Below are 18,100 nucleotides of genomic sequence, written 5' to 3'. Positions count from 1 at the left end.
CCGCCGTGATGTTCGCGCTGCTCGTCCTGCCGTGCGCACACGCCGCTTCGGCACCTGAGCCCGAGCCCGAAGACGTGCCGCCTTCCACGGTCGAACGCGACGTGCATCTCTTCGTCGTCCAGAAAGACGGTTCCGTGGAAGAGCACGACGACACCGTGCTGCGCGCCAACACGAACGCGGGCGTCGACGAAATCGCCCAGCGCTACGTCTGGTTCAACAAGGACACGGAGCGCGTGGCGCTGCTCGCCGCCGAAACCATCGAGCCCGACGGCACGGTGCGGCGCGTGGAGCCCGAAGGCATACGCGACGTGCAGGAGCCGCGTTCGTCGGGCGCGCCCACCTTCGAAGACGGCGTGCTGCGTACCGTGATCTTTCCGGGCGTCCAACCCGGCGCGCGCGTGCATCTCGCGTTTCGCAAGACGCGCGTGGCGCCGCGAACGGGCGCGACGTTTGCCTACTTCGTGGAGCCCACGGGCGGTCCCGTCGAGTTCCAGCAGCTGATCTACGACCTGCCCGAGGACGTGCCGCTTTACGCGGACGCACGCGGCTACGTGGCGCTTGCGCCAGTCACGGCGAACGGCCGCACCCGCTACACGTTCGAGTACCGCCACGGTCCCTATGCGCCGCAGGAGGCCGGTGCGGCGGGCTACGTCACGTGGGGCGACCGCCTGATGGTCTCGACGGTGCGCGACTACGCGGCGTTCGCAGCGCTCTATCGCGATGCCGCCGCGGACCCCACCGCGACCGATCCGCAAGTGGCCGCGCTGGCGGCCGCGCTCACGGCGCATGCGGCCACGCCGCGCGAGAAGGCCCGCGCGATCTACGACTGGGTGCGCTTCAACATCCGCTACGTGGCGCTGTTTCTGGGCGAAACGGCGACCGTGCCGCATCGCGTGACGGATGTTCTGCGCAACCGCTACGGCGATTGCAAGGACCACGTCGCCGTGTTCACCGCGCTGCTCGCGGCGGCCGGCATTCGCGCCGAGGCTGCGCTGATCGGGCTCGGGTCCGTCTATACGCTGCCTTCGGTGCCGGGCTATGGCTCGGGCGCGATCAATCACGTGATCGTCTGGATGCCTGACCTGCAGTTGTTCGCCGACACCACGGCAGGCGGCACGGCATTCGGCTATCTGCCCGGTATCGTGATGGACCGGCCCGCGCTGCTCGTGGACGAAGGCGTGCTCACGCGCACGCCGGCCACGCAACCGCGTGCTCGCAGCGTGCATCTGTCGATCGACGTGGGCGCGGACGGCAACGCGGCCTACGCGTACCACGTGGACGACGACGGCGTGAGCGCCGAACTGGAGCGCAACCTGTTTCGCCGCGCCACACGCCAGCGCGCGCAGCAGATCGCGGCGGACCGTCTGCGGCAAACGGGGTTCACGGGCACCGCGAAGATTCGCACGGCGCCGCTCGCGCCCACGGAGGGGCCGTTCTCCACGACGACGACGGGCACCATCGAGCACGCCGTCTGGCCCGACGGCGCCACGGCGATGCCGGCGCTGTCGAGCCTCGCTGGCGGCATCGCGAGCCAGGTTCAGGCGTGGCTCGCCGTGCCGCGGCGCACGCAGCCGTTCGTTTGCATCGACGGCGATTTCGATGAGACCGCGCAGATTTCGCTGCCTCGCACCGTGCATGTGGAAGATCTGCCCACGGACACCGAAGCGCATGACGGCTTCGTGGACTACGCCTCGCACTATGTGTTCGACGCGGCGTCGCAGACGCTGCAGATCGAGCGCCGGCTGCATACGCACTTCGGGCGCCAACTCTGCACGCCCGAAACGTTCGACGCGATGCGCGCCTCGCTCGTTGCAATCGAACGCGACGCGCTCTCGCAGATCGTGGTGCGGGCGAAGCCGGGCGGCCCGGCTCACGCGCCGCATTGAGACGGGCGAGGCGGGGACGGCGCGAGCTCCCCGCTTGTCGTTCGGCTCATGAAGCGGCGTATGAACCTGCCTATGAACCCGCTCATGAACCCGCTTATGAACCCGTGAGCGTATTCGTCAGCTCCAGCGCCGGTGTGGTGGTGTTGCCGCCCTGCGCGACGAGCAGATGGATCTGGTTTGGCGCGAGCTGGCTCAATACGCCGGCAACGGGCACCGTGGTGATGAGCCAGTCCGCGTTGTTGGCGAGGCTAAAGGTGCTGGACTGGAAGATCGGCGTCTTGCTGCCCGCGGTGGTCGCGATAGCGACGTAGTTGCCGCCCGAGAGATAGATGGAGTCCTGGCCGCTTGCCGGCACTGCGTTCTTGAACGACACGCCGGCCATTGTCGGGCTCACGGTGTTGATGTTGGTGTTGGGCGGCACGATGTAGAGGTCGACGTTCTGCGCGTTGGCCGTGGCGTTGAAGGCGCGCACGCGGGCGTCGTTGGAGAGCAGGCCCTTGTCGAACGGATCGTCGATCAGGCCGATGTCGGGCGCGGCGAGCCCCGGCAGCGCGAGCACGGTGTATTCGTGGCCCTTGGCGACGTCGGGGAAATTGCCGCTCGCAAGTGCGGTCGTGGTGCCCGTGTTCGCATAGGCGACTGCCGTTGCGCCCGTATTGATGTTCGCGAAGTTCGTGACCTGCTTGTACGAGATGCCGGTCTGCAACGGACTGCCGTTCACGAGAAAGTCGACGGTCGGGCCGCCTGCGATGGCGTGCACGAAATGAATCTCGGGGTTTTGCAGTCCCAGTTCCTTGCCCACGTCGTGGCCACTGCCGCCGCATGCGGCCACGAGCGCAGCCACGGCCACGACCGAACCCAATGTACGAAATGCCTTCATGTTGTCACCTCATCGAAGAGGGCGAGCCGCCCATGTTTGTCGTGCGGCCGTCGCTGCCAGGTGCCATGCGTGCATAGGCACGCGTGTTGTCCCCCTGGCAGCATCGCAAATGGACGGCGCGCGTTCTTATCCCTGTTGTTCGTCGCGCGAAAGGCTGCGGGAGCGGCGCTCGACGAACATCGTTTGGACGGCGGCAAAAGCGCAATCGGTGTGCCACGCATGGCACGAGCGCATGCGCGGAGGGTGCAGCGCGAGGCGGCGCAAGGGGGAAGAGGGCACCGAAAGGGCGTTCTAATCGGGGTATTGCGGTGCGCAATGGCAGCGGCGGCGGACGGTGGCTCTGCAATTCCGCCAGGGGTTTTGCAAGAAAGGGTAAGGAAGGGACGTGGAGGAATGAATGTCGAGGAATGAATGCGGAGGAATAAGCGCGGCGCCCAGAAGACATTGCCCGCGCGAAAAAAACGGGCGGCCCGTGAACCGGGCCGCCCGCTTCGTCTGACCAGGACTGCCGTGACCTGGAGTGACCCGGACGGCAGCCGCAGATCAACCGATCAACTGCCTTTGGTCACGACGGTCACCCACGCACCGTTCTTCACCTGGTACATCGTGGACGAGCCGTGCTTCAGCGCGCCGGTGCTCTCGAACGCGATGTGGCCCGTCACGCCGTCGAAGCTGATGTTCTTGAGCGCGGCGCGATAGACGTTCGGCGAGGTCGACTTTGCCGCTTCCATCGCCTTGATGGCGGCCCACGCCGCGTCGTAGCCGAACGGCGCGTACGAGAGGATGTCGACGCCGAAGCGCTTCTTGAACTTCTGCGAGAAGTCCTTGCCGCCGGGCAGTGCTGCGAGCGGACGCCCGTATTCCCAGGCCATCACGCCTTCGGCTGCGTCGCCCGCGAGCTTGATGAACTCGGGGTCCATCACGCCGCCGCCGCCCACGAGCTGCGCGCGCAGCCCGAGCTGCTTCATCTGCTTGGCGACCGATGCCGCCTGCGTGTCGAGCCCGCCGAAGAACAGCAGGTCGGCATCCGTCGACTTGATCTTGGTGAGCTGCGTGCGGAAGTCCACCGCCTGGTTGTTCGTGTACTCGTGCGTGACGATCGTGCCGCCCTTGGCCTTCACGGCCTTCTCGAATTCCTCGGCCTCGCCCTGGCCGAAGGCCGTGCGGTCGTCGAGAATCGCGATGCGCTTGGCCTTGGTGACTTCGACAGCGTAGGTGCCTGCGGTGCCGGCGTTCTGCGCGTCGGTGGAGATCACCATGAACGCATTGGCGAAGCCCTGGCTCACGATGGTCGGGTTGGTGGCGGCGGGGTCGATCATCGGAATGCCGGCGCCTTCATAGATGCGCGAGGCCGGAATCGTGGTGCCCGAGTTGAAGTGGCCCACCACGGCGGACACGTTCTGGTCCACCAGCTTCTGCGCGGCCTGCACGCCGATGCGCGGGTCGGCCTGGTCGTCTTCGGCCACGAGCACGAAGTGCGCGACCTTGTCGCCGATCTTGATCTTCTGCGCGTTGGCCTCGTCGAGCGCAAGCTGCACGCCGTTCTGCAGGTCCTTGCCGTAGCCGGCGTTGGCGCCCGTGAGCGGTGCGGCGAAACCGATCTTGACGTCGGTGTCCTGCGCGTGTGCCGCGAGCGGCGACATCGCAAGCGCGCCCAGCAGCACGGCGAAGGGTTGGAGGGTCTTGCGAAGACTCATGTTGTGCTCCTTCTTGTCGGCGGTTCGTGAAAGACGCGATTGCAGCTGCGCCGGGCCGCATGCGCGGCGCCCCCCTGAGGCGTCGCGGCACGTCGCGGTCATGCAGTGCGCGCAGGCAGTCTGCCAGCAGGGCACGGACGGTGTTATCCAGACGTCCCCTGGGGGAGCGCAACGGAGCTCAACGGAGTGAAACGGTTTCGTGTCCCGATTCGCCGCGCGTCGTGCCGTGCGTGTGGTCTCGTCGCCGGTGCCTGGCTGGCAGTCTGGCACGAATATAGGAAGCCAAATTGTTTGCGTCTTGGTCGAAGCCCTCGTTTTGGCTGCGCATTTCGGCACAGCGTACGGGGGCGCAAAGAGGCAGGAAGAAGAGGTGTTCGCCGCGGACTTGCAGGCGGTGCGGGAAGCGGGTGCCTGGAGGCGTGGCGCGAGCGAAGGGGCGGCGGGGAGAAGTCAGGTAAAGCGGTGTGACAAAGCGGCGCAGACCAAAGTGGCGCAGACCGTAGCGGCGCAGACCGCCGCGTCGCTACCCGCCCAATAGCATGACGATTTCAGCGGTCCGCCTGAAGTTCGAGCAGCGTCTCGCGCAAACGCATGAGCGGCTCTTTCGTATCGTCGGAGGCCCAGGTGTCGAGGTCGTCGAGCGCGCGCTGGCAGCCGTCGAGCACCACGTCGAGATCGACAGCCACGCCGTTGGCGAGCGCAAAGCGCAGCGTCGCGGCAAACCGCTCGCAGTCGTCGTCGCCATAGGCGATGTCGAGGTTTTCTGCGATCACGGCGGCGATGTCGCTGCGTGCGCGATCTTCTTCAGGGACGAAGTCGATGATGCCGCGCGCCACGTCGGGCGCGTGATAGAGCGCCATGTCGAGCCACTGCGCAGCGTCGAACTCTTCGCTCTCCATCTGGCTCTCGAAGTATTCGATCGCCTCTTGCTCGTGCGTTTCGCCCGCGTCCACGTTCAGGCACAACTGCTCGAAATACTCTTCCTGTTCGCTGCGGATGGGATGGCTCATCGTGAATCTCGTCGTCTGATGCGTGAAGCGGGGAACGGTGGAATGCGGCGGTGGAGCGCGTGGGGAGCCCTTATGGCGCGCGGGCCCGCATTATAGGCGGTCCGCCCGAATGCCGGCGCCGATGCTGTTCAGCCCTTCAGCACCATTAACACCATCTGCGCCTTCAAGGCGCATCGGGCCGCCATGCCTCGAACCAGTCGCGCGGCTGCGCAATCTCGTTCTGCGCGGCCACGAGTTCGAGTTCGTAGCGGCCCGCGTCCCACGTCTCGCGCATCACGGCATTGACGGCGGCGAGGGTGTGCTCGAATGCCACACGCAACGTGTTGCCGTTCATCAGGCAGGCCACGAATACGGCGCTCGTGAGGTCGCCTACGCCCACGGGCTGCCGCGCGAACGGATAGAGCGGACGCTGGCCGACCCACGCTTCGCGCGCGGTCACGACGAGCATGCTGTAGGTGTCCGCGGGGCTGTTACGGTCGAGCAGCTGCTTCACGAATACCGTCTTCGGTCCACGCTGGATCAGTTCGCGGCAGGCCGCTACGGCCTCGTCCGCCGTTTCGAGTTCGCGGCCCGCGAGGCGTTGCAGCTCTGCATGGTTGGGCAGCAGCACGTCGGCGGCAGCCGGCATGTGCTCGGCGATGAAGGCCGCCATGCCGGGATCGGGGTCGCTGCCCGCGCTCGCGCTCATGACGGGGTCGCAGAAATAGAGTGCGCGCGGATTGACCGCCTTCACGAGCCGCACGATCTCGAGCACGGCTTCGGCTTGCCCCGGCGTGCCGAGATAACCCGAGAGCACGGCGTCGCAGCGCGGCAGCATGCCGATGGCGCCGATGCCTTCCACGAGGTCCTGCATCTGCGGCGGATCGATGATGCTGCCGGTCCAGTGGCCGTACTGCGTGTGATTCGAGAACTGCACGGTGTTGAGCGGCCAGACGTTCACGCCGAGCCGCCGCATCGGAAACACGGCCGCGCTGTTGCCGGCGTGTCCGAAGACGACGTGGGGCTGGATGCTGAGAACGTTCTTCATGATGCGCTCATGGCCATGCGGCTTCGTTGGTCTGGAGTCCATCGTGAGTGGGGCCCGCTGGCGTGGCGGGGGCGGGTCGGGCCGGTGGCGGGCGCGCGCTCAAACGTGTGACCAGAGCTTGCCGCCGTCTGTGCTGCTTGACTCGAAACGCCTGCGGTATGCGGTGAACGATACCCGAAAACCGCACCGCAAGGCGCTTCCGGCTGCCGGTGTTGTACGGAAACTTCAGGAATGTTCAAGCCATTTGAGGCTCGGGCCGGCGTGACGCATGTACGACATCGGTGCTGCCTTGCCAGGGCAATCTGCTCAGGTGATCCGCTCAGGTGATTCGCTCAGTTGGCCGGCTCAGTTGGTCCGCTCAGGCAAGCTCGCGGTAGAGCGCGAGATACCGCTGCGCGGAGGCGCCCCAGCCGAAGTCCTGACGCATGGCGCGCTGCTGCGTGGCGCGCCATTCGCGGTGGCGGCCATACAGCGCGAAGGCGCGGCGGATCGCCGCGGTGAGCGCGTCGGGCTCGAAGCGTTCGAACACGAAGCCGGTGGCGAGGTCGTCGGCCAGATTTTCGAGCGAGGCGTCAATCACCGTGTCCGCGAGGCCGCCCACGCGATGCACGAGCGGCAGCGCGCCGTAGGCGAGCGCGTAGAGCTGCGTAAGACCGCAAGGCTCGAAGCGGGAGGGCACGGCCATCACGTCGCTGCCGGCCACGATCTGATGCGCGAGCGCTTCGTCGAAACCACGCTCCACGGCCACTGCCTCGGGATGCGCGTGGGCCGCGCGCACGAGCCCTTGCTCCAGCGCCGGGTCGCCGGTGCCGAGCACGACGAGTTGCCCGCCGCGCGAGACGATCTCGGGCAGCGCGGCGAGCAGCAGGTCGAGGCCCTTTTGCTCGGTGAGCCGGCTCACGACGCCGAACAGCAGCGCATCGCTTTTCTCCGCGAGTCCGAACCGGCTTTGCAGCGCGGCCTTGCAGGCGCCCTTGCGCGCAAGTCGTATGGGCGTGTAGCGCGCGGCGATCAGCGTATCCGTCGAAGGATTCCACACGCTGTAGTCCACGCCGTTGAGAATGCCCGTGAGGTCGCGCGCGCGTCCGCGCAATAACGCATCGAGCCCGCCGCCCTGCGCGAGCGTCTGGATTTCGCGAGCATAGGTGGGGCTCACCGTGGTGAGCCGGTCGGCGTAGTAGAGGCCGGCTTTCAGGAACGAAAGCTGACCGTAGAACTCGACGCCGTGCATGTCGAAGAAGGCTGGCGGCAGACCAAGCTGGCCGAACTGATGGGCCGGGAAGATGCCCTGGTAGGCGAGGTTGTGCACGGTGAACACCGAGCGCGCCGGAGCATGCCCGCGCTCCTGTGCCGCAGCGGCGAGGTAGGCGGGCGCCATGCCCGCGTGCCAGTCGTGAGCGTGCACGATCTGCGGTGCCCAGGCCGCGTCGAGATGCTGTGCGAGCTGGGCCGCGGCCCAGCCGAGCAGCGCGAAGCGCTGGGCGTTGTCGCCGTAGGGCACGTGCTCGTTGTCGAGATAGGGATTGCCTGGGCGGTTGTAGAAGTCGTCGGCGCGGATCACGTAGACGGCTACGCCCGTGCCCGGCAGCGTGCCCAGTTCGAGCGTGGCCTCGCGTGCGCCGAAGCGGCGTGCGAGCGGCGCCACGGGGCGTAGATCCGCAAGGCCCGCGAGCACGGGAGGAAAGCCGGGCAGCAGCGCGCGCACGTCGGCGCCCAGTTCGACGAGCGCGGGCGGCAGCGCCCCCGTCACATCGGCGAGTCCTCCGGTTTTCAGCAGCGGATACAGCTCGCTCGCAACGTGCAGGGCGCGGATCGTCATCGGGCAAGGCTCCTTGCGGGCGTGGGGTGGCGGCTCAGTGCGCCTGCTCAGTGCGCCTGCTGGCGCCTGAGCGCTTCTTCCGTCACGAGCACCACGCCGCTTTCGGTGCGATAGAAGCGCTCGGCGTCGCGCACGGGGTCTTCGCCGATCACCGTGCCGTCCGGCACCGTGCAGCCGCGGTCGATCACGACCTTGCGCAGCCGGCAGCTCGCGCCCACGGTGACCTGCGGCAGCAAGACTGCCTCAGCGATGTTACAGAACGATCTCACGACGACGTTCGACGACAGCACGGAGCGCGAAATCTGCGAACCCGAGATCACGCAGCCGCCGCAGACGATGAGGTTCGTGGCCGACCCTTGCAGCCCGTTGAGGTCGCGCACGAACTTGGCGGGCGGCAGTTGCTCCTGGTGCGTCCAGATGGGCCAGTTGCGGTCGTAGAGGTCGAGCGCCGGAATGGTGGAGGCGAGGTCGAGATTGGCGGACCAGTAGGCGTCCACCGTGCCCACGTCGCGCCAGTACGGCTCGACGGCCGGCGCCGACGGGTCGGTGGGCCGCGTGGAGACGCACGACAGGCTGAACGGATGCGCCAGCGCTTCGCCCTGGGTCACCACGCGCGGAATGATGTCCTTGCCGAAGTCGTGATCGGTGGCCACGCTCGCGATGTTTTCTTCGAGCAGCCGGTAAAGGTAGTCCGCGTTGAACACGTAGATGCCCATGCTCGCGAGCGCCACGTCGGGGTGGCCCGGCATGGCGGGCGGGTCGGCGGGCTTTTCGACGAAGCCGGTCACGCGGCGGTTTTCGTCCACGGCCATCACGCCGAACGCGGTGGCCTCCATGCGCGGCACCTCGATGCAGCCCACGGTGCAGTCCGCGCCGCTCGCCTCGTGGTCCGCGATCATGCGCGTGTAGTCCATCTTGTAGACGTGGTCGCCCGCCAGCACGATCACGTACTTCGGCCCGATCGAGCGGACGATGTCGAGGTTCTGGAACACGGCGTCCGCCGTGCCGCGATACCAGTGCGCGCCCTCCACGCGCTGTTGCGCGGGCCACAGGTCGATGAATTCGTTGAACTCGCCGCGCAGAAAACCCCAGCCGCGCTGCAGATGGCGCAGCAGCGAATGCGCCTTGTACTGCGTCACGACGGCGATGCGCCTGATGCCTGAATTCAGGCAGTTCGAGAGCGCGAAGTCGATGATGCGGAATTTGCCGCCGAAGTAGACGGCCGGTTTTACGCGCTTGTTGGTGAGCGGACCGAGCCGCGTGCCGCGTCCGCCGGCGAGGACGATGGCGAGCGTCGTGCGCTGCAGATCGTTGAGGCGTGCCGGAGTGTCCATGGGTGTCTCCTTGTTGTGCCCCCGGGATCAGGTCTGCGGCGGTGCGGCTGCCGGTTGTTCTTGTTGTGCGGAATCGTCGTGCGTGCTTTTGGCGTTTCGTTGTTTCGTCGGGTGTTTTGTCACGGCGCAGCCACGTCCGTTAGTTCTAGCACCGAATGCCCGTCCACGGAAAGGCGGATTTGCCACGGGCAGGCGGTCGTTGCGGCGCAACACGCGGCGCTGCTGGAGCGCTGTGGGGACGCTGCACGCCGCTGCAGGAGCGGGCGAGGCCCGCTAGAATCGGCGCGGTCGTTCTGGCTGATACCCGTGCTGTCGTTCGTCAGGAGTCTGTGCCCTCATGTCCGTGTCTTCTTGCTTCGCCCGGTTGCGCCGTCCGTTGTGTGCGGCATCTTTTGGTGGGGCATCTTTGGGTGCGTGCGTTGCCGTTTGCCTTCTCGTATGCGCAGCGACCGCGCCGGCCGCTTTCGCCGCCTCGCCGGTTGCCAACGACGGCCCCGCCTATGGCCCCGAGTTGCAGGGCTTCGACTATCCCGCGCCCGTGCAGCAGTTCGAATTCACCTCGCAAGGCGTGGCGTTGCACATGGCCTACATGGACGTGCGGCCCGCGCAGGCCAACGGCCGCACGGTGGTGCTGCTGCACGGCAAGAACTTCTGTGCGGCGACGTGGGAAGGCACGATCCGCAGACTCACCGACGCAGGCTACCGCGTCATCGCGCCCGACCAGATCGGCTTCTGTAAATCGAGCAAGCCCGCGCACTACCAGTTCAGCTTCCAGCAGCTCGCCCGCAATACGCATGCCTTGCTCGCTTCACTGGGCGTCGCGCGCGCCACTGTCGTCGGACACTCGACGGGTGGCATGCTCGCCGCGCGCTACGCGCTCATGTACCCGCGCGAGACGGAGCAACTGGTGCTGGTGAATCCGATCGGACTGGAGGACTGGAAGGCGAAGGGCGTGCCCTCGCTTTCCGTGGACGACTGGTACGCGCGCGAACTGAAGACCACCGCCGAGGGCATTCGCCGCTACGAGCAGGCCACTTACTACGCGGGCGAGTGGCGCAGCGACTTCGAGCCGTGGGTGCAGATGCTGGCGGGCCTCTATCGCGGGCCCGGGAAAGAACAGGTGGCGTGGGACTCGGCGCTGCTGTACGACATGATCTACACGCAGCCGGTGGTCTACGAGTTCGGACTGATCGAACCGCCTACGCTGCTGCTGATCGGCGACAAGGACACGACCGCCATCGGCAAGGATGCAGCGCCGCCCGAGGTGCGCGCGAAAATCGGCCATTACCCCGAGCTTGCGAAGGCGGCGGCGCGCGCTATTGCGCATGCAACGCTCGTCGAGTTCCCCGATCTGGGTCACGCGCCGCAGATGCAGGACCCGCAGGCGTTCCACAAGGCGTTGCTCGAGGGACTCGCGCAGTTGCCCGCGGCGCGCTGAATTTCGACGGTCGTTCGACGGTGGTTCGACGGTCGTTCGATGGCCCGATATCAGGCGCCCGCGCTCGCTGCCGCGATTTCATCGCGCACCTGCGCCGCGATCTCGAACGATCGCAGGCGCGCGGTGTGGTCGAAGATCTGCGCAGTGAGGATCAGTTCGTCGGCGCGGGTCGCTTCGATGATGGACGCGAGCCCCGCGCGCACGTCTTCGCGCTCGCCTACCACCGAGTACGAGAGCGAATGCGCGACGCCCGCGAATTCGAGTTCGGTGGCTTCGAGCGTGTCGACGGGCGGGGGCAGCAGTCCCGGCGTGCCGCGACGCAGATTCAGAAACTGCTGCTGGAGCGACGTGAAGAGCCGCCGCGCCTCGTCGGCGGTTTCGGCCGCGAACACGTTGACGCCCACCATCGCATAGGGCTTGGCCAGTTGCGCCGACGGCCGGAACTGGGCACGGTACAGCCGCAGCGCGTTCAGCAGGTAGTCCGGTGCGAAATGCGAGGCGAAGGCGAACGGCAGTCCGAGCGCCGCGGCGAGTTGCGCGCTGTAGAGGCTCGAACCCAGCAGCCACAGCGGCACGTCCTGCCCCGCGCCCGGCACGGCGCGAATGCGCTGGCCCGGCACCGGTTCGGCGAAGTAGCGCTGCAACTCCACCACGTCGTCGGGAAACGAATCGGCGCTGGCCTGCAGGTCGCGCCGCAGGGCGCGGGCCGTCGTCTGGTCCGTGCCGGGCGCGCGGCCGAGCCCGAGGTCGATGCGGCCCGGGTACAGCGCGGCGAGCGTGCCGAACTGTTCGGCGATGACGAGCGGCGCGTGGTTGGGCAGCATGACGCCGCCCGAGCCCACCCGGATGGTGCGCGTGCCGCCTGCGACGTGGCCGATCACGACCGAGGTTGCGGCGCTTGCGATGCCCGGCATGTTGTGGTGCTCCGCGAGCCAGTAGCGGCGGTAGCCCCAGCGCTCGGCGTGCTGGGCGAGGTCGAGCGTGTTGCGCAGCGCGTCCGTCGCGGTGGAGCCGGTGGCGATGGGCGCGAGGTCGAGAACCGAAAAGGGAATCATGGAAAGGGCGAGCCGGATCGTTTGCCGTGCGTGTCCGTGAGCCGTTGATCGCGTCCGGGCTTGAGCAAAAGGGCGCAGAGGCGGCACCTGTGGACCCGAAGCGGTGGCGAACGGCCGGCGCAGCGTAGCAGGGTGAAGGAAAACCGATTGTGCCAAAGCGGCCCTGATCGCGCTGACGGCCGCCCGATGCCCCTGCGGGCTTCAGGGTCGGCGAGCCGGAATAGGGCGGCTCGAGGGGTGCCCACTACGCTCGCCCATAAATGCGGGGCGATAAAACGGTTGTCTATGCGGGCAGGAATTTTTCGCCATTTCATCCGTGCGATTTTGGAAACTAATCACGCTCGATTTAGCCGCGTTGTTGCACCGTTGTAAAAAGTGCGCAAAAAGTCGTGTAAAAGCCTCAGTTCATGCGGGCCATCAGGCAAGCCGCGCGCGGCCCTGTTAAAATTTCGCCACCATGAATGGGCGTGCGGTTGCCATTCAACAGGAAGTGCGGCGCGAAGTGGGTCTGCACTGCCTGCCCCGTATTCGTAGCCCTTTTTTCCGTCGAGCCACGGAAAGCGCGTTGAGCCCGTCCGCCCATCCGGCAGGACCGAGCGCCGTTGTGCTTTCATTTGCCTGTCAGGTGGCCGAATCAATATTACGGTCAATTACGGGAACACGGATCGCACGCCTTCAACCCGGCAGGCTGCCGGCGCCATGCCGGCGCGGCGGCTCATGTGCGGGGCGCAAGCAGAAGGAGTCGGGATCGTGCGAAAGAGCATTCCCAGCAATGTTTTACCGAACGGCCGTGCGGCCCGAGGGCGGCGCGCCGCGCGGGGTAGCGGCCAATGACGCTTCCATCGTTGCCTGTTTTGGAGTGGCTCGCCATTGCGCTGTGCTGTGTGGCCACGCTCTACGCCGTTGTCGCGGCGCTCGCCATGCCGTCGTTCGGTACCGCGCGCTTCACGCGCGAAGCCGTGCGGCGTGCCCGCGCCCAAACGCCGATGTCGGTCAGCGTGCTCAAGCCCCTGTGCGGCGCGGAGCCGCGTCTTTACGAAAACCTTGCAAGCTTCTGCGAGCAGTCGCATCCGTGCTTCCAGCTGCTGTTCGGCGTGTCGTCGCCTGCGGACCCCGCGATTGCCGTGGTGCGCCGGCTCGAAGCCGCCTATCCGCACCTCGACATCGAACTCGTGGTGGACCCGCGCGTGCACGGCAGCAACCTCAAGGTCAGCAACCTCATGAACATGGTGGCGCGGGCGCGTCATGAGGCCATCATCATCGCGGACAGCGACATCGCGGTCGAACCGGACTACCTGAGCACGGTCACGGCGCCGCTCGCCAACCCCGAGGTGGGCGTGGTCACGTGCCTGTACCACGCGAAGAGCATTGGCGGCTTCTGGCCGCGCGTGGGCTCGCTTTTCATCAACGAGTGGTTCGCGCCCTCGGTGCGGGTGGCCCACGCGGCCGGTTCCCGCGATTTCGGCTTCGGCGCCACGCTTGCGCTGCGCCGCTCGACGCTCGCGAAGATCGGCGGCTTCGAGGCGCTCAAAGACTGCCTCGCCGACGACTACATGCTGGCCGAACACGCGCGCGAGCAAGGCCTTGCCACCGTGCTCGCGCCCGTGATGGTGGAAACCGACGTCATCGAGCCGAGCCTGCGCACACTCTGGCTGCGCGAAACGCGCTGGTTGCGTACCATCCGCTCGGTCAACCCGTCCGGGTTTGCGTTCCTGTTCATCACGTTCACGTCGCCGTGGCTGCTCGCGGGTGCGCTGTTCGCCTGGCTGCTGGATGGCAGCGGTGCCACGGCGGGGCAGCCGCTTGCGGCGAATCTGCTGGTGGCGAGCACGGTTGCGGGTATCATCGCGCGTGTTTTGCTGCATGCGCGCAGCGCGCGGCATGCCCGGGCGTTCTGGCGCGACCTGCCGCTCGTGCCGCTGCGCGATGGTTTGCTTGCGCTGCAGTGGCTCGGCGCGGTGTTCGGCACCCACGTGGTGTGGCGCGGCGCCCGGATGGCGGTGGCCAATCCGGTGACCGCGCAGCCGCGGCCTTCCGTGGTCGAGGTGTCGGACGGTCGCTGAGGGGCAGCGCTTGGGGGCGGCGCTTGGGGGCAGCGCTTAGGGGCAAAAGGTCCCGAAGGCGAGGGCGGCCAGCTGTCGCAAGGCGCTGGCGCCACGCCCGAAGCGCGATCCCGAACACGAGGCCGCAGTGCGTCGCGCGCCCATCAGCATCGGTTAAGCAGGACGACGTAGGCTGCCCCTTCAGGCGCCCGCCCCCCACGTGCAGGCAAGCGCCGCGAAGCCGAGGCACGACGTCGATAAAAGCAGGCGCGCCCGCACGGGCGCCATTCAACAAGAGTCTTCAGTTACAACGCAGGTTGCCGGAGCATTCATGAAAACGCTGTTTTTGCAGGCACCGTCCTACGACGGATTCGACGGCGGCGCGGGTTCGCGCTATCAGGCCAAGCGCGAGATCCGCTCGTTCTGGTATCCCACCTGGCTCGCCCAGCCGGCTGCGCTCGTGCCTGGTAGCCGTGTCGTCGATGCGCCGGCCGACGGCCTGTCGGTCGAGGAAACGCTGAAGATCGCCAACGACTACGACCTCGTGATCATCCACACGAGCACGCCGTCGTTCCCGACCGACGCGATGTTCGCGCAGGACCTGAAGAAGATGAAGCCGTCGCTGCTGGTCGGCATGGTGGGCGCGAAGGTGATGGTCGATCCGCACAACTCGCTCACGGCGAGCGACGCCATCGACTTCGTGTGCCGCGAGGAATTCGACTACACCTGCAAGGAACTCGCCGAAGGCAAACCGTTCCCCGAGATCAAGGGCTTGAGCTGGCGCGCGAAGGACGGCTCGATCGAGCACAACGAAGCGCGTCCGATCCTCGAGAACATGGACGAGCTGCCGTTCGTCGCGCCCGTCTACAAGCGCGACCTGAAGATCGACAACTACTTCATCGGCTACCTGAACTATCCGTACGTCTCCATCTACACGGGCCGCGGCTGCAAGTCGCGCTGCACGTTCTGCCTGTGGCCGCAGACGGTGAGCGGCCACCGCTACCGCACGCGCTCGGTCGAAAACGTGCTGGAAGAAGCGAAGTGGATCCGCGACAACATGCCGGAAGTGAAGGAACTGATGTTCGACGACGACACCTTCACCGACGACCTGCCGCGCGCCGAAGCCATCGCCATTGGCCTCGGCAAGCTCGGCATGACGTGGTCGTGCAACGCGAAGGCCAACGTGCCGTACAAGTCGCTGAAGGTCATGAAGGAAAACGGCCTGCGCCTCTTGCTGGTCGGCTTCGAATCCGGCGACGACCAGATCCTCGTGAACATCAAGAAGGGCGTGCGCACCGATTTCGCGCGCCGCTTCAGCGCGGACTGCAAGAAGCTCGGCATCAAGATCCACGGCACCTTCATTCTCGGCCTGCCGGGCGAGACGCAGGAAACCATCAAGAAGACGATCGAGTACGCGAAGGAAATCAATCCGCACACCATCCAGGTGTCGCTTGCCGCGCCGTATCCGGGCACGACGCTCTACAAGCAGGCCGTCGAAAACGGCTGGATGGAAGAGAACAAGACGATCAACCTCGTGAGCAAGGAAGGCGTGCAGCTTGCAGCCATCGGCTACGCGCACCTCTCGCGCGAGGAGATCTACCACCACCTCGAGCAGTTCTATCGCCAGTTCTACTTCCGTCCGTCGAAGATCTGGGAAATCGTGCGCGAGATGCTGACGAGCTGGGACATGATGAAGCGGCGTCTGCGCGAAGGCGTGGAGTTCTTCCGCTTCCTGCGCGCGCACGAGGCGTAATGCAGTCCACCGGGCTCGCGCCGCAGCGTCCTTCCGGCCGGGTCCGCACGCTGATCATCACGGCGGACGACTTCGGCCTGCACGAGCGCGTGAACGAGGCCGTAGAGCGCGCGCATCGCGACGGCGTGCTCACGGCGGCAAGCCTCATGGTCGCCGCACCGGCGGCGCGCGATGCGGTGGAGCGCGCGCGCCGTCTGCCGCACCTGCGCGTGGGCCTGCATCTCGCGCTTGCCGACAGCGACGCGATGCTGCCGCCCGCGCAGATTCCCGCACTCGTCGATGCCAACGGCCGTTTCGGCAGCAACATGGTGCTGGACGGCGTGCGCTTCTTTTTTCTTCCGCATGTGCGTCGCCAGCTCGCGCGTGAAATCCGCGCGCAGTTCGAAGCGTTTGCCGCCACGGGCCTCACGCTCGATCACGTCAACACGCACAAGCATTTCCATCTACATCCCACGGTGCTTTCGCTGATCCTCGAGATTGGCCGCGACTACGGCATGCGCGCCATGCGCCTGCCGTGCGAGGCCGATGCGCCGGCGTGGCTGCGGCCGTGGATCAGTCTCGTGCGGGCGCGGCTCGTGCGCGCCGGTATCGACCACAACGACTACGTGGTGGGCATGGCGAACACGGGCGGCATGGACGAGCAGGTGCTGCTCGACACGCTCGCGCGGCTGCCCGACGGCGTGGGCGAAATCTACTGCCATCCGGCGGCGCCTGCGGATTCGGGCGAGGGCCCGCTCACGGCCTCCATGCATGCCTACCGCCACGCGGACGAACTCGCGGCCCTGCTGTCGCCGCGCGTGGCCGCCGCCATCGAAGCGGCGGGCGCGGTGCGCGGCGGCTTTGCCGACGTGTTCGCGCGAGGAGCACGCGCGTTATGAAATGGCTCAAGTGGATGGGCTTTCCCGTCGGTATCGCGATCCTGATCGCTCTCGTCGTGCACGAAGGCGCAAGCGACGTGATCCACGTGATCGGGCAGGCCGGTCCCACGCTGCTGTGGCTCGTGCCGTTCCACGCGCTGCCGCTGCTGCTCGACGCCCACGCATGGCGGCTCTTGCTGGGCGGCCGCGCGCCGCTCGCGTTCCTCTGGTGGGTGGCGACGGTGCGCGAAGCCGTATCGCGTCTGCTGCCTTCCGTGGGGGTGGGCGGCGAGATCGTCGGCATCCGGCTCGCGCGCTGGCAGGTGCGCGATGCGAGCCGCGTGAGCGCGTCCGTGATCGTCGAGGTGCTGATTACCATCGCGGTCCAATACGCGTTTTCGGCGCTCGGTCTCGTGTTGATCGTGGCGAGCACGCATCACTCGGATTCGCTGCGCACCATCGGGCTCGCGCTGCTGCTTTCGCTGCCGGTGCCGGTCATTACTGTGGCGCTGCTGCGTCGCGGCGGCATCTTTCACGCCATCGAACGCTGGGCGGGCCGGTTGCTCGGCGACGCGCATCCGCTCCTGCAAGGCATAGACGGCCAGAAGCTCGACGCCGACATCGACGCGTTGATGTGCCGCACAGGGCTCCTGTTTCGCTCGTTCGCGTGGCAGCTGGGCGGCTACATGCTGGGCGCGCTGGAGACCTACTGGGCGCTGGCGCTGCTCGGGCACCCCGTATCGATTGGCGGCGCGCTCGCCATCGAGGCGCTCACGCAGGCCGTGCGCCACGCGGCGTTCATGGTGCCCGCGGGGCTCGGCATCCAGGAGGCCGCCGTGGTGCTGCTCGCGCAGATGTTCGGCGTGAACCACGAGGTGGCGCTCTCGCTCGCGCTCGTGAAGCGCATGCGCGAAGTGGTGTTCGGCTGCATGGCGTTGGCGTCGTGGCAACTGGCCGAACTCGTGCGCGGCCGGCGGCACGTGCGGCCGGCAGGCGCGACGCTGGCGGTTGCCGCGGCGAGCGCGGATGCGTCGCACACGGCCGGCGGCACGCGTGCCGCCAGCGAATCGCAACGCGCGGCAGGCCGCGACGACGAACAGCGCACGCGCGAGCAGGTCCGGTAGTTTTTCAGTACGTCCTTTCTGTGCTATCTGCACTATCTGGGCTTCGATCAACCCGTGCGGTGATCGTCCCCCCGTCTTTGTTGCCCTCGGCGGCGGCATCCCTCATCTGAAACACGACGTTCGATCCGGAACGATATCGGCGCGCAGCCATTGCGCACGCCGCGCCGTGCGGTGCGGA

13 protein-coding genes are annotated in these 18,100 nt (G+C 66.9%); 6 read left to right on the top strand and 7 right to left on the bottom strand.

Annotation, left to right across the window (positions count from 1 at the left end):
- The first annotated feature begins 8 nt into the window (after positions 1 to 8).
- Positions 9 to 1,886, top strand: coding sequence for a DUF3857 domain-containing protein (locus P2869_RS10320; RefSeq protein WP_277598108.1), 1,878 nt, complete (start codon positions 9 to 11; stop codon positions 1,884 to 1,886).
- 94 nt (positions 1,887 to 1,980) lie between these two features.
- Here P2869_RS10320 and P2869_RS10315 read toward each other — a convergent pair whose 3' ends face one another.
- The 6 genes from P2869_RS10315 to glgC all read right to left on the bottom strand — a co-directional run bounded on the left by P2869_RS10315 (position 1,981) and on the right by glgC (position 9,653).
- Complete coding sequence (locus P2869_RS10315) at positions 1,981 to 2,766, bottom strand: DUF4397 domain-containing protein (RefSeq protein WP_017776446.1); 786 nt, start codon at positions 2,764 to 2,766, stop codon at positions 1,981 to 1,983.
- Positions 2,767 to 3,317: 551 nt separating this feature from the next.
- A complete protein-coding gene (locus P2869_RS10310; RefSeq protein WP_199539815.1) occupies positions 3,318 to 4,463 on the bottom strand; it encodes a branched-chain amino acid ABC transporter substrate-binding protein in 1,146 nt (381 codons plus the stop codon).
- Positions 4,464 to 5,011: 548 nt separating this feature from the next.
- On the bottom strand, positions 5,012 to 5,473 hold the full coding sequence (locus tag P2869_RS10305) for a hypothetical protein (RefSeq protein WP_277596387.1): 462 nt from the start codon (positions 5,471 to 5,473) through the stop codon (positions 5,012 to 5,014).
- Positions 5,474 to 5,636: 163 nt separating this feature from the next.
- Positions 5,637 to 6,500, bottom strand: coding sequence for a pyridoxal kinase PdxY (pdxY, locus tag P2869_RS10300; RefSeq protein ID WP_277596386.1), 864 nt, complete (start codon positions 6,498 to 6,500; stop codon positions 5,637 to 5,639).
- A 358-nt stretch (positions 6,501 to 6,858) separates the two neighbouring features.
- Positions 6,859 to 8,319: a glycogen synthase GlgA gene (gene glgA / locus P2869_RS10295; RefSeq protein WP_277596385.1), complete on the bottom strand. Its 1,461-nt coding sequence runs from the start codon at positions 8,317 to 8,319 to the stop codon at positions 6,859 to 6,861.
- A gap of 47 nt (positions 8,320 to 8,366) precedes the next feature.
- Positions 8,367 to 9,653 (bottom strand): glucose-1-phosphate adenylyltransferase, encoded by a 1,287-nt coding sequence (gene glgC / locus P2869_RS10290; RefSeq protein WP_017776453.1) that lies wholly within the window; start codon positions 9,651 to 9,653, stop codon positions 8,367 to 8,369.
- Positions 9,654 to 10,059: 406 nt separating this feature from the next.
- On the opposite strand from glgC, the gene P2869_RS10285 reads away from it, so the two are divergent.
- On the top strand, positions 10,060 to 11,091 hold the full coding sequence (locus P2869_RS10285) for an alpha/beta hydrolase (RefSeq protein ID WP_277596384.1): 1,032 nt from the start codon (positions 10,060 to 10,062) through the stop codon (positions 11,089 to 11,091).
- Positions 11,092 to 11,141: 50 nt separating this feature from the next.
- Here the strand turns inward: P2869_RS10285 and P2869_RS10280 are convergent, their stop codons facing one another.
- The gene (locus P2869_RS10280; RefSeq protein WP_277596383.1) at positions 11,142 to 12,146 is read right to left on the bottom strand and encodes an LLM class flavin-dependent oxidoreductase; all 1,005 of its coding nucleotides are present in this window, start codon (positions 12,144 to 12,146) and stop codon (positions 11,142 to 11,144) included.
- A gap of 830 nt (positions 12,147 to 12,976) precedes the next feature.
- On the opposite strand from P2869_RS10280, the gene hpnI reads away from it, so the two are divergent.
- The 4 genes from hpnI (at position 12,977) to P2869_RS10260 (ending at position 17,922) form a co-directional block, all read left to right on the top strand.
- The gene (gene hpnI / locus P2869_RS10275) at positions 12,977 to 14,209 is read left to right on the top strand and encodes a bacteriohopanetetrol glucosamine biosynthesis glycosyltransferase HpnI (protein ID WP_277596382.1); all 1,233 of its coding nucleotides are present in this window, start codon (positions 12,977 to 12,979) and stop codon (positions 14,207 to 14,209) included.
- A gap of 310 nt (positions 14,210 to 14,519) precedes the next feature.
- Positions 14,520 to 15,941: a hopanoid biosynthesis associated radical SAM protein HpnJ gene (gene hpnJ, locus P2869_RS10270; protein WP_277596381.1), complete on the top strand. Its 1,422-nt coding sequence runs from the start codon at positions 14,520 to 14,522 to the stop codon at positions 15,939 to 15,941.
- Complete coding sequence (gene hpnK / locus P2869_RS10265; RefSeq protein ID WP_277596380.1) at positions 15,941 to 16,819, top strand: hopanoid biosynthesis-associated protein HpnK; 879 nt, start codon at positions 15,941 to 15,943, stop codon at positions 16,817 to 16,819. The genes hpnJ and hpnK overlap by 1 nt, the downstream gene beginning before the upstream one ends.
- A complete protein-coding gene (locus tag P2869_RS10260) occupies positions 16,816 to 17,922 on the top strand; it encodes a lysylphosphatidylglycerol synthase domain-containing protein (protein WP_277596379.1) in 1,107 nt (368 codons plus the stop codon). The genes hpnK and P2869_RS10260 overlap by 4 nt, the downstream gene beginning before the upstream one ends.
- Positions 17,923 to 18,100: the final 178 nt, after the last annotated feature.

The sequence above is a fragment of the Paraburkholderia sp. SUR17 genome, assembly GCF_029536165.1.
Taxonomy (GTDB): domain Bacteria; phylum Pseudomonadota; class Gammaproteobacteria; order Burkholderiales; family Burkholderiaceae; genus Paraburkholderia; species Paraburkholderia kururiensis.
Note: the sequence above shows the minus strand (reverse complement) of the source record. Positions and strands in the feature narration are given on the sequence as shown.